13 protein-coding genes are annotated in these 12,187 nt (G+C 43.2%); 8 read left to right on the top strand and 5 right to left on the bottom strand.

Annotation, left to right across the window (positions count from 1 at the left end; genetic code table 11):
* The first annotated feature begins 311 nt into the window (after positions 1-311).
* Positions 312-1,109, top strand: a complete 798-nt coding sequence (locus KL866_RS17450; protein ID WP_025256176.1) for a M48 family metallopeptidase — start codon at positions 312-314, stop codon at positions 1,107-1,109.
* A gap of 111 nt (positions 1,110-1,220) precedes the next feature.
* On the opposite strand, the gene KL866_RS17445 is transcribed toward KL866_RS17450, so the two are convergent.
* Positions 1,221-2,063 carry a mechanosensitive ion channel family protein gene (locus KL866_RS17445; protein WP_025256177.1) on the bottom strand — a complete coding sequence of 281 codons (843 nt, stop codon included), beginning with the start codon at positions 2,061-2,063 and terminating at the stop codon, positions 1,221-1,223.
* Positions 2,064-2,855: 792 nt separating this feature from the next.
* Here KL866_RS17445 and KL866_RS17440 point away from each other — a divergent pair.
* Positions 2,856-3,584 carry a 16S rRNA (uracil(1498)-N(3))-methyltransferase gene (locus tag KL866_RS17440; protein ID WP_214996205.1) on the top strand — a complete coding sequence of 243 codons (729 nt, stop codon included), beginning with the start codon at positions 2,856-2,858 and terminating at the stop codon, positions 3,582-3,584.
* A 150-nt stretch (positions 3,585-3,734) separates the two neighbouring features.
* On the top strand, positions 3,735-4,688 hold the full coding sequence (gene gshB / locus KL866_RS17435) for a glutathione synthase (RefSeq protein WP_214996203.1): 954 nt from the start codon (positions 3,735-3,737) through the stop codon (positions 4,686-4,688).
* A 159-nt stretch (positions 4,689-4,847) separates the two neighbouring features.
* Here gshB and KL866_RS17430 read toward each other — a convergent pair whose 3' ends face one another.
* On the bottom strand, positions 4,848-5,864 hold the full coding sequence (locus tag KL866_RS17430; protein WP_214996201.1) for a GGDEF domain-containing protein: 1,017 nt from the start codon (positions 5,862-5,864) through the stop codon (positions 4,848-4,850).
* A gap of 411 nt (positions 5,865-6,275) precedes the next feature.
* Between KL866_RS17430 and KL866_RS17425 the strand changes: the two genes are divergently transcribed.
* Entirely contained in the window at positions 6,276-6,842 is a 567-nt protein-coding gene (locus KL866_RS17425; protein ID WP_025256181.1) for a YqgE/AlgH family protein, read from the top strand.
* On the top strand, positions 6,835-7,266 hold the full coding sequence (gene ruvX / locus KL866_RS17420; RefSeq protein WP_214996199.1) for a Holliday junction resolvase RuvX: 432 nt from the start codon (positions 6,835-6,837) through the stop codon (positions 7,264-7,266). The genes KL866_RS17425 and ruvX overlap by 8 nt, the downstream gene beginning before the upstream one ends.
* Before the next feature lie 45 nt (positions 7,267-7,311).
* Here the strand turns inward: ruvX and KL866_RS17415 are convergent, their stop codons facing one another.
* The 3 genes from KL866_RS17415 to KL866_RS17405 all read right to left on the bottom strand — a co-directional run bounded on the left by KL866_RS17415 (position 7,312) and on the right by KL866_RS17405 (position 9,946).
* Positions 7,312-7,629 (bottom strand): DUF2007 domain-containing protein, encoded by a 318-nt coding sequence (locus tag KL866_RS17415; RefSeq protein ID WP_214996196.1) that lies wholly within the window; start codon positions 7,627-7,629, stop codon positions 7,312-7,314.
* Positions 7,630-7,781: 152 nt separating this feature from the next.
* Positions 7,782-8,894 (bottom strand): PilT/PilU family type 4a pilus ATPase, encoded by a 1,113-nt coding sequence (locus KL866_RS17410; RefSeq protein WP_025256184.1) that lies wholly within the window; start codon positions 8,892-8,894, stop codon positions 7,782-7,784.
* A gap of 8 nt (positions 8,895-8,902) precedes the next feature.
* A complete protein-coding gene (locus KL866_RS17405) occupies positions 8,903-9,946 on the bottom strand; it encodes a type IV pilus twitching motility protein PilT (RefSeq protein ID WP_025256185.1) in 1,044 nt (347 codons plus the stop codon).
* Positions 9,947-9,973: 27 nt separating this feature from the next.
* Here KL866_RS17405 and KL866_RS17400 point away from each other — a divergent pair, with 27 nt between their 5' ends.
* From KL866_RS17400 to KL866_RS17390, 3 genes are all read left to right on the top strand, one after another.
* On the top strand, positions 9,974-10,660 hold the full coding sequence (locus tag KL866_RS17400; RefSeq protein WP_214996193.1) for a YggS family pyridoxal phosphate-dependent enzyme: 687 nt from the start codon (positions 9,974-9,976) through the stop codon (positions 10,658-10,660).
* Positions 10,661-10,736: 76 nt separating this feature from the next.
* Entirely contained in the window at positions 10,737-11,558 is an 822-nt protein-coding gene (gene proC / locus KL866_RS17395; protein WP_025256187.1) for a pyrroline-5-carboxylate reductase, read from the top strand.
* A gap of 20 nt (positions 11,559-11,578) precedes the next feature.
* Positions 11,579-12,115: a YggT family protein gene (locus tag KL866_RS17390; protein WP_214996191.1), complete on the top strand. Its 537-nt coding sequence runs from the start codon at positions 11,579-11,581 to the stop codon at positions 12,113-12,115.
* Positions 12,116-12,187 lie beyond the last annotated feature (72 nt).

The following is a 12,187-nucleotide window of genomic DNA, read 5'->3' as shown; positions in this document are numbered from 1 at the left end:
TCTATGTATAAATTAGAATCAGTTTATGACACTAATATTAAGAAGGCAAAAGTCCGTAACTTTTCTATAACAAAGGCAAGCATTTACGTTTTTTTTAAGCCAATTGTAAGTGCATGTTTCAAACTCTTTGCACTGTAATAAAGCCGATGAAAGGCTAAAAAACTCAATATCCACTTTTTAGCGCGAAGGTCTAGTTTTATTTATTCATCGTATCTGATACTAATACTGCTAAATAGATATACAAACTGTTAGGCATCTTTTTTGTAGCTCGGCTACCAAAAGAGGAGCCCTCAGTTATAGAAGGATTAACCATGAAATTGAAATTCACTGCCTCTGCGGTTATTGCAGCTGCGCTTACATTAACCGCCTGCGCCACCTCACCCACGGGCAGAAATCAAGTACTTCTTTATTCAGAAACTCAGTTAGCACAAATGGGCGATCAAGCTTTCTCTGGCATGAAAGAAGAACTTAAAATATCTAATAAAGCAGTACAGAATTCTTATGTGGAATGTGTTGCGAAGGCCATTACTACACAAGTTCCTACCAGTGTTTTCAATGGTCAATGGGAAGTGGTGGTTTTTGACGATGAGCAGGTTAATGCTTTCGCGCTACCTGGCGGAAAAATTGGTGTTTACACCGGGTTGTTAAGCGTGGCGGAAAACCAACATCAGCTTGCAGCTGTAATAGGCCATGAAGTGGGTCACGTTATTGCTGAACACGGTAACGAGCGTATGAGCCAATCGACATTGATTAATGTAGGCAGCCAAGCGGTAGGACAAGTATTGGCAGCGAATGAGGTTCCTCAATCAGGTCCTATCATGGCAGCGATTGGTTTAGGTGTTCAAGTGGGTGTTCAGCTCCCATTTAGTAGAACTCACGAATCGGAAGCCGACGTCATTGGTTTGCAGCTTATGGCAAAGTCTGGGTTCGATCCAAGGCAATCAGTTAACTTGTGGCAAAATATGGATGCAGCAAGCGGTGGCGAACGCCCTATGGAATTGCTGTCTACTCACCCTGCCCCACAAACTAGAATTGATAATTTACAAGCAAACATGCCTGCTGCCTATGCTGACTATCAAGCCACGGCTTATCGTCCAAGTTGCAAATAAATAGGAATCCTTAAAGGCTATACTGTGTGTAGCCTACCTTGAGAATTTACTCATTAGTAAGGCAAAAAAAACGCTGCATATCTGCAGCGTTTTTCGTTTTCAAACTAGCGCTTATTCGCCGTCTTGTTTATGAAGATGTACATCCATTTGTGGGAATGGAATAGAGATACCTTCTTTGTCGAAGCGAAGTTTAACTTGCTCAGTAAAATCGAACTTAACAGCCCAGAAATCTGCAGCATTTACCCATGGGCGCACTACAAAGTTAACGCTGCTGTCAGCAAGTTCAGAAACAGCTACAGTAGGAGCAGGTTCAGCTAAAATGCGGTCGTCCGCTGCAATCATTTCTTGCAATACTTGCTTAGCTTTAAGCAAATCAGCGTCGTAACCAATACCAACAACCATGTCTACACGGCGAGTATCTTTCGCAGAAAAGTTAGTGATGTTACCGCTATAAATGTTTCCGTTTGGAACAATGATTTCTTTGTTGTCTGGTGTATTCATCGTAGTCGTGAAAATACCAATCTTTATGATAGAGCCAGCGGTACCAGCAGCTTCAACAAAATCGCCCGCTTTGAATGGCTTAAATACTAGTAGCATTACGCCTGCTGCAAAGTTTTTCAAAGAATCTTGAAGCGATAGGCCGATAGCTAAACCAGCGGCACCTAGAATTGCTACTAGAGAAGTAGTATCAACGCCTAGTTGATTAAGCGATGCTACTATTACAAACAGCATCAAAATAGCACTAATGATTGCTTCTAGGAAATCTACCAACATGTCATCATATTTAGATTTAGCCATTAGGCGTCTAAACACAGACAAAATAAATCCAACTACGATTTTACCGATTACATAAATCGCTATCGCCATCGCAATATTAATACCCCACGGAATGGCGTAATCGTTTATGTATCGTTCAACATCACTCGCTGAAAAAAGCGAAAGTTTCTCGTCCATAATATGGTCCTTGTCAAGATTGGTTGTTATTAACAAGCATACGTTAGCAGTTATTCGTATTATCACCAATACATAATAATACTAAAATGTGTAAATTCGCCCTAAAGTCTAAAGAACATAGGTAATTGAAAGCGTTAGCATTATCCTAAAGTAGTGACTATAACCTACGATTTACAAACTGTTTTAGACTAAAGAATGAGTAATTTTTAGTTTCTGTCACACGTCTGTCACCCAATAACCCCATCATTATTGATGAAGCTTAAATGCGTTTTAGCACTTCATTTTTAGTTTTTCGGAAGTTACCGAGTTTTAAGGCATTTTTCTTGATGATTTTTTAGCCGCAAAGCTTTAGACTAAAGTCTCATTTAAATGGCTAACTAACGACTACTTTATTGGGGTTAAAAGTTACGCCTGCTTGAACGAGCTTTAGCAAACTATGTCACGTAAAGGATTAACGCATGTTGCTTCTCATAACTTTATTTTCGGTTGTTTTGTGTCTGTTTTTGTACTCACTTTGCACCGATAAAGGAAAACATACTAAGTATGCAAGAGCGGATTACCGCCCAGCACCGCATTCGAAGCCTTCAACCTCAGTGTTGAAATCAGCATCGAGCAGCTCTTCGCCTCACGCGGCTTAGAGTATAACCACACGAGTCAAGTGATTCTTAAAATAGGTAGCATGCTGTAGTTTGTGTAAGTTTTTATTCAATTATTTACATGATGCCGTCGACAGCATTGCAACCTGTATCTACACACGTATTATACGCGTTAAAACCTAATACCTGATTTATTATGCGTATACCAAGAGTCTATTACCCCAGTTCAATACCGTTAGAGCAAGAGTTTGAGTTAACCGAAGAAGCCGGTCATCACATAGCTACCGTGCTTCGCATAAAGCCTAACCGCCCCATTGTCCTTTTTAACGGCGATGGTAATGAGTACAGTGCGCAAATCATTAGCGTGCAAAGAAAAAAGGTTACGGTTGAGGCGGATGCCTGTCTTTCTTTAGCAAAAGAATCTCCTCTGCACCTGCACTTAGGTCAAGGTGTTTCTAAAGGCGATAGAATGGACATTGTGCTACAAAAAAGCGTAGAGCTAGGTGTAACAGAAATTACGCCCGTACTCACTGAGCGCTGCACGGTAAAGCTTGACGAGTCACGTTGGGAAAAGAAGATTCAGCAATGGCAAAAAATTATAGTTGCCGCCTGTGAACAAAGCGGCCGCAATATTATTCCCGTACTCAATTCCCCCATCAGTTTAAATCAATGGCTGTCTTCATCAACCAACACTACGCGCTTGGTACTTGCACCTGGTGCTGAGGCAAGCTTGGCGAGACAACCTTATAATACGCATGGCTTTCGATTACTTATTGGTCCGGAAGGCGGATTATCTGAAACAGAAATCCATCAAGCCAATGAAAACGGTTATCAGTCGGTAAGTGTTGGGCCACGTATTTTACGTACCGAAACAGCAGCAATTACCGGCTTAAGTATTCTACAGGCGCAGCACGGCGATTTTTAAACTTGTACTTTATGCCGGCCTTTTCAGTCCTTTAACCAGTATCATGCCAACTCAAAAACTTGAAGAATTCAGGTGTGCCCCCATATACACTGGCAATGAATATGGGCCTTTTGTGCCGGCATTTTATTAACATTCAAAGTGAGAACAATCATGCAATATACCGTTGGCGTAATTATGGACCCCATCGCAAGCATTAAGCCACATAAAGACACAAGCTTTGCGATGATGCTTGAAGCTCAGCGCCGCGGTGCAAAAGTTGTCTATTTTGAATTAAAAGACCTGTATTTAGACAATGGGAAACCTATGGGATTAGGTAAAACCGTGTCGGTAAAAGATCAAGCTACTGACTTTTATGTTATTGAAGACGAATCTACCGTGCATTTGGGTGATATCGATGTATTACTTATGCGCAAAGATCCTCCTTTTGACAGCGAATTTTTGTACGCGACTCAGGTACTGTCGCTAGCACAAGACGCCGGGGCACTGGTTGTGAACAACCCTCAAGCGCTTCGCGACTACAATGAAAAATTGTTTACATCGTACTTTCCTGAACACATCCCTAATACCTTGGTGACGAACAACCAAGCACTTATTCGTGAGTTTCACGCCAAGCATCAAGATGTAATCTGCAAACCCTTAGATGGTATGGGTGGCGCCTCTATTTTTAGAGTAAAGCCTGATGGCAACAACTTAGGCGTGATCATTGAGACCCTAACTAAATTAGGCACTCGCTACATGATGGTGCAAGAGTACCTACCAGAGATTAAAGATGGCGATAAGCGTGTATTGATTGTTGATGGTGAAGTAATGCCGTACTGCTTAGCGCGACTGCCGACTAAAGGTGAAACAAGAGGAAACTTGGCCGCAGGCGGCACAGGACGTCCGCAGCCGATCTCAGACTCAGATCGAGCGTTGGCTGAAGCCATTGCTCCGACGCTTAAAGAAAATAACATTTTATTTGTTGGGCTCGATGTTATTGGCAGCAAAATTACTGAAATAAACATCACTAGTCCTACTTGCGTAAGGGAAATAGAAGCGGCTTACGATATTAATGTTATGGGCGCGCTGTTTGACGCGATTGAAAAGCGCTTAGCAAGTCGATAATTTTGCGCATATACACTTATCGATAAAGTGATGATAGGTAGTAATAGCGTTGAAAAATTTGTTCTTTGGTTTACCCATTGTTGGTCTAACGTCAACGACACAGGGCAAGCCAAAGGCCAATAGCTTAATATAATTATTACGTTCACTGTCTAACCGCGCTTATAAATAGACGATATTATTCCGCCCATTCGATTTAGCTTTATATAAGGCATCATCCACGCTTTTTAATGCATTGGTTAAAGCACTATCTTCGGTAATAGGACTATAGCCGCCGCTAAATGTGAGCGGTATGTTTTCATTACCATAACAAAACCCCATGGTTTGGACTCTGTTTCGAATATTTTCTGCAAGCACCATACAATTTTCGGCCTCGCCTTCAAGCACTAGTAAGAACTCTTCACCGCCAATACGAAATACATGTTTTTCGCCCAAGACTTCAAGAAACAAACCAGACAACGCCTTCAAAACTTGGTCGCCGGCCTCATGTCCGTAACAATCGTTAACAAGTTTGAAGTTGTCGATGTCGACTAATAATATGGCTACGTGTTGCTGGGCATACTGTAAAGAGGGGTAAATAGACTTTAACGCAAGTCGATTATAACAACGCGTCAACGGGTCGGTAAGCGCAAACTCACTTAACTTCCATTCGTTTTGCAAACGCACTTTTTCATAAGCATTAGCAAGGGCCACAATAATGCCATATGGAAGTACGATATTTATCAAAGTGTTGTTCCACGCTTTTGCTGCTTCATAAAGATTGTAGTCAATACGCAGGTAGACAAAAAGAACAAGCACCAACATGGATATTGCAAAACCATGATAGCGAGAGAAAATAAAATAGCTCACTACAGGTACTGAGAAAAACCACATAGAGACGCTTTTCTCAATACCAAAAATAATAACAGCAAAAATTATCAGCCCAATATAAGCATAAACTATCGAGCAGTTAAACCAAGCCTTTCCCCTGCCCAAAAGTAAACTAACACTGGTGTAGGCAAAAAAAGTACCAAGCGAAAACTGTGAGGCTGCTACCCATTTGGTAGACGGTTCTCCAATAGAAATATTATGGAAGCCGGTAGCAAAACAAGAGCATAGGATAACGACACTCAGGGTCAACAATACCTTATTTTTTAATTGACGATTACCTAGGTCTATTTCTGGTTTTATTGCAGACATTGTCGGTATCTATAAGCTTATTGTTGGTAACAATGCTACCACCATTTTTTACTAACGCATAAGTAAAGTAATATATACTTTGGCACCATAGCTTTTATTCCTCTGTGTCTCTATTGCTTTTACAGCAAGGCCAGCCACTTGTGCTTATATTTGTTGAATCTTCACAATGGTGTCCTTTCCCAGCGCTAAAGTAAGTCGTTAACGTTGTTTTTCGCGGGAAAGACCCAACTATTTTGTGAGCGTGTTCGTATAGTAGATGCCAAACATGCCATGGCAATAGGTGTGTTAGGCTAGACTCGTGTTATAATTTTAGCATTATTAAGGTTTACGCAACGGCGAAATCGGCCTTCGTCTTGCCAATAAACTGTTCAAACAAGCAACAACATACTTGAGTAAAACAATAGACAATATATGACGGAATTAAAAAGCCTACAGAATCATTTTTTAATCGCGATGCCTAGTTTGGACGACCCATACTTTTCTCGCTCACTCATTTATGTTTGTGAACACAATGCTGAAGGTGCTATGGGCATTGTGGTAAATCAACCTTCCACTATGAACGTTAAACAGCTTCTTGAGCAAACCGACAAAGAGCTAACTGTTTCTGATGACAAAGCAGAGCAAATCGTATTGGCGGGCGGCCCAGTTAATCAAGAACGCGGGTTTGTTCTGCATTCATCGCAAAAGACGTGGGCATCCAGTCTTAAACTTGCGCCGGGAATAATGGTCACCACTTCAAAAGATATTCTTACCGCCATTGCCAGCGATGAGGGTCCCGAAGACGTGCTTATTGCCTTAGGCTACGCAGGGTGGACAGCTGGGCAGCTTGAAAAGGAAATGCAAGAAAACGCGTGGCTTACTATAGAAGCGGATGAAGACATTTTATTTAATACGCCCATGCACAAAAAATGGCAAGCAACGGTAAATAAACTCGGTGTGGATGTGTGGCAGCTTGCGCCAGGAGCCGGACATGCCTGATATAGGAAACCGTACTGTCCTTGCGTTTGATTTTGGTACCAAAAGTATTGGTGTGGCAGTCGGTCAGGAAATAACTGGTACAGCCTCGCCCCTCGCAGCGCTCAAAGCACGAGACGGTATTCCAAACTGGGCGTTGATAGAGAAGCTTTATGATGAATGGCAACCCCATGTTGTGGTGGTAGGTTTACCGCTTAATATGGACGGCTCAGAGCAGGAAATGACGCAACGAGCTCGCAAGTTTGCGAATAGGCTTCATGGACGTTTTAGAGTTGCAGTAGAGACGTGTGATGAACGCCTAACTACCACTGATGCAAAATCTATGTTATTTGAATTAGGGGGCTATAAAAAGCTCACTAAAGATAAGGTTGATAGCGTATCGGCCTGCATGATTTTCTCTAGTTGGAGCGAAAGTCAGTACGAGTAGCCGCCTTTGCGCTACTCTTTGTCTTTAATTTTAGTCCCTGTACTTCTACTTTTCCGCGCCGCACTGCCAGCATACATCGAATGCACTGCCGTTTTCTTCACCACAAGCGTTGCAGCGCCAGTCCGCGCTGCTGACATTCGAGTCGCATGATTTCTCCACAATTGCATCGATAACTTTAGCCGCTCGTGCATACCAGCTATCGTCAATTAACCACACTTCCTGCTGAGAATCTTGCCACGGCAACTCTCCTATAGCGCCACCAGCAAACTCATTTTTTACCATATAGGGAATAGACAGTGCGTCGAGTTCGCTGCGAACCGCCTGAAGTTCAAAAGCATCTTGTGAAGTGAAGAGTTTTTTCAAAGACTATCCTAATATAAAAAATGAAAGCATACCGCGTTAAGCTTTTACGAAAAAGCAGCCCTTGGGCTGCTCATTAAGTTAGAAAAGCGAGTCGCTAAGCTGCCTAATTATTTTAGTGCTGCAGTATAATTGCAGCAAGGTAGCGACAGCGTCTAGTCATCCATATCAATAGACACATTAGACAAGGTGCCTAAGCTAGAACCATCGCTAGTATCAAGCTTGATCATTAAGCGCAGATCGTTAGGCGAGTCAGCATGGTGAAGCGCTTGGTCCATGTCAATCTTACCTGCTTTATACAAATCATATAGGGCCATATCAAAGCTTTGCATGCCTTGCTCTTTACCCTTTTTCATGGCTTCTTTTAATGCGCCTATTTCGTTGCGCTGAATAAGATCGCGCACTAACGGCGAGTTAAGCAGTATTTCTATTGCAGCTACCCTGCCCTTACCATCAGGAGTTGGCACGAGTTGCTGTGCCACAATAGCGCGGATATTTAAACTTAAATCAAAACGAAGCTTATCGTGCTGATCTTTAGGCGCTAAGTGCATAATGCGCTCTATGGCTTGGTTCGCGTTATTGGCGTGCAGTGTGGCTACACACAAATGACCTGTATCGGCAAACGACATGGCGTACTCCATGGTTTCCATTGAACGGATTTCACCAATCAAAATGACATCAGGCGCCTGACGTAACGAGCTTTTAAGTGCGTCATCGAAAGACTGGGTATCGATACCCACCTCTCGCTGAGTAATTACGCAATTCTTATGCTCGTGGACAAATTCGATAGGATCCTCAATGGTTAATATATGCCCATGAGAATTCTCATTTCTATGCCCAATGAGCGCAGCCAGTGACGTTGATTTACCTGTACCTGTTCCACCTACAAATAGAACAAGACCGCGTTTAGACATAATAATTTCTTTTAGTACCCTCGGGAGGCCTAAATCATCCGCTTTGGGGATTTGGGTAACAATTCGACGAATAACCATACCCGCTTGGTCTCGTTGCCAAAACGCGGAGCAACGGAAACGGCCGATGCCATCACGCACGATGGCAAAATTGCACTCCTTCGACGTATGAAACTCGTCTCGCTGCTTTTCAGTCATCGCTTCGTGAACCAGCGCGAGCGATTCTTCTTCCGACGTAGCACTTTCCGTCACTGGGGTAAGTTTACCATTGATCTTGGCACTTACCGGAAACTCGGCAGTTATAAATAAATCCGACGCATTGGTATCGACCATTTTTTGTAATAGTGAATCTAGCATAATGGCCTCTAGAAATTGTTCATCGACTGTTTATCCACTGACTTTGCAGCCGCATCTTCTTTGCTAATGACCCCCATAGCTACCAATCGCTGCAAGCACTGATCCATGGTTTGCATACCATGCGCCTGCCCGGTTTGAATAACCGAGTACATCTGCGGCACTTTATCTTCACGAATAAGGTTTCTAATAGCTGGGATGCCCACCATAATTTCGTGAGCAGCCACACGACCTCCGCCTACTTTCTTAAGTAGCGTTTGCGATATAACTGCGCGTAGCGATTCCGATAACATTGAGCGCACCATGGCTTTTTCCTCTGCAGGGAACACATCAATAATACGGTCAATGGTTTTAGGTGCTGAGTTGGTGTGTAGCGTACCAAATACTAAGTGACCCGTTTCCGCGGCTGAAATCGCAAGTCGAATGGTTTCTAAGTCACGAAGCTCACCTACCAGAATAACATCAGGGTCCTCACGAAGTGCCGAGCGCAGGGCGTTGTTAAACGAGTGCGTATCGCGGTGCACTTCACGCTGGTTTACTAAGCAAAGCTTATTCTCGTGAACAAATTCAATAGGGTCTTCAATGGTCAGAATATGTTCGCGTTTATGCGTATTAATATGATCAACCATGGCTGCCAGGGTGGTACTTTTACCTGAACCGGTTGCCCCAGTAACCAGCACTATTCCTGTTGGCTGATTAATGATGTCTTTAAAAATTTCGGGCGCGCCAAGGTCGTCTAAGGTTAATACCTTGCTAGGAATAGTACGCAGCACCGCCGCGGCCCCGCGGTTTTGAACAAAGGCGTTAACACGAAAACGAGACAACCCATTTACTTCGAATGAAAAATCGGTTTCTAAATTTTCTTCGTATTCTTTGCGCTGCATGTCGTTCATAATCTCGTAAACAAGACCATGAACTTGCTTGTGATCGAGGGCAGGCACGTTAAGTTTACGCATCTCGCCATCTACACGAATAATTGGTGGTAGGCCCGCTGATAAGTGTAAATCTGAGGCGTTATTCTTAACACTGAAAGCCAAAAGTTCGGTAATATCCACAATCACTTCTCCAAAACAAGGTGAATAATGCAAACAATAGCAGAAAGACTAGATTCCGCACGAAAAGGAATAGACCAAGCCGCTACCAGTGCACATCGTCCACCAAAATCCGTTAAATTGCTAGCGGTTAGCAAAACAAAACCCGTATCAGATATCATTGAAGCGTATGAAGCCGGACAACGAATGTTTGGCGAAAACTACGTGCAGGAAGGTGTTGAAAAGGTTCAGGAACTTTCAAAACTTGAAAATGTTGAATGGCATATGATTGGTCCCATCCAGTCAAACAAAACTAAAGTAGTAGCTGAACATTTTGACTGGGTTCAGTCAGTAGACAGAGAGAAAATTGCTCGCCGGCTAAATGAGCAACGGCCAGCTTCAATGCCGCCTTTAAACGTGTGCATTCAGGTAAATATTGATGATGAAGGCAGTAAGTCTGGCGTGGTGCTTAACGAATTAAATTCGTTAGTTGAGTTTGTGGCATCGCAGGAACGCCTTTGTTTACGCGGTTTGATGGCTATCCCCAAAGCCAACCCGAGTAAAGAACAACAGCACGCTACACTGATCAAACTTAAAGAATTATTTGACCACTACCATACATCACTGAGCAATTTTGATACCCTATCCGTAGGAATGAGTAGTGATATGGCAGAAGCAATTCAACATGGGTCTACCATGGTGCGAGTAGGTACCGCTATTTTCGGTAAACGTAATTAGCCATACCTATAGTGCTTAGCTTTTTGTGATTAGCTTTGCTACACAGACTTAAATGCAATCAACAAATAGGATTTACATGCAACAGAAAAAATTAGCATTTATTGGCGCGGGTAACATGAGCCGCAGCATCATTAGTGGTCTTATCAAATCTGGGTATGCGAAAGAAAATATTCTTGCGGCAAACCCGTCCACACCAAAGTTAGACGGCCTTAAAGCCGAGTTTGGTATTCACACCACGCAATCTAACGATGAAGCTTGCCAATTCGCTGATGCCATTGTGCTTGCGGTAAAACCACAAATAATGGGCGATATGTGCGGCGAACTGCAAAAAAACAACGACCTATCAGGTAAGTTGTTTATGAGCATCGCAGCAGGTCTACCCGTTGCCAGATTACAAGAGATGTTAGGCGGCGAATACCCTGTTGTTCGTATTATGCCAAATACCCCAAGCTTGTTAGGCAAAGGTATGTCGGGTATGTATGCCGACGATACCGTGTCTGAGTCTGACAGACAGTACGTAGACGATGTGATGAACAGTGTTGGCGAGACCGTTTGGGTAGATAAAGAAGATGGCATTAACGGTGTTATTGCCGCAGCAGGCAGCAGCCCAGCCTATTTCTTCTTGTTCCTACAAAATATGCAAGAAGAGGCCATGAACATGGGGTTTGATCAATCCCAGTCACGTCTTATGGTGCAACAGGCTATGTTGGGTGCAGCTGAAATGGTTTGTAACAACCCAGACCTTGAATTAAGTGAGCTTCGTGCCCAAGTTACGTCAAAGGGCGGCACTACAGCCGAGGCCGTGAATACCTTCATTAATGAAGGCTTAAAAGATATTGTCAGCAAGTCGATGCGGGCAGCCGTAGCGCGTGCTGAAGAAATGGCAAAACAGCTATAACGTTTTAGGAAAAACACAACATGAATGCAACGGTATTTTTGGTTGATACCTTATTTAGCCTTTATTTGATGGTGGTTATTCTGCGCCTTTGGTTACAAATGGTTCAAGCAGACTTCTATAACCCAATGAGTCAATTTGTAGTAAAAGCAACCCACCCTATCGTGGGGCCGTTGCGCCGTATTATCCCGTCAATCGGCAGATTCGATACCGCTACCTTTGTGTTGGCGATAGCGGTATGTGCGCTAAAACTCATTACGCTTGGCCTTATGTTTGGCGGTACTCTAAACCCCGTAGGCATAGCCATTTTATCGGTGATTGGCGTGGTAAAAGAAACCCTTTCGTTAATGTTCTGGGTGTTGCTGTTGCGCGCTATTTTAAGCTGGGTATCGCAAGGTCAATCTCCGGTAGACTATGTGCTGTATCAGCTAACCGAGCCGTTTTTAGCGCCTATACGTAAGGTCATTCCGCCGTTAGGTGGCTTAGACTTATCGGTGCTTATTGCCATCATCGCATTACAGTTTTTACAGCTTCTGATCCAAGACACTTTCCCTATGTAAACAACGTTTACTAAAGGCGTTAAGGTAAAACCTTGAGACATATGATGTCAGGCAGCGGGTTCGCCCGCTGTT

It is taken from the genome of Alteromonas sp. ALT199, from assembly GCF_018619335.1.
Taxonomy (GTDB): Bacteria; Pseudomonadota; Gammaproteobacteria; order Enterobacterales; family Alteromonadaceae; genus Alteromonas.
The sequence above is the reverse complement of the archived record's forward strand: the minus strand, read 5'-3'. Positions and strand labels throughout refer to the sequence as shown.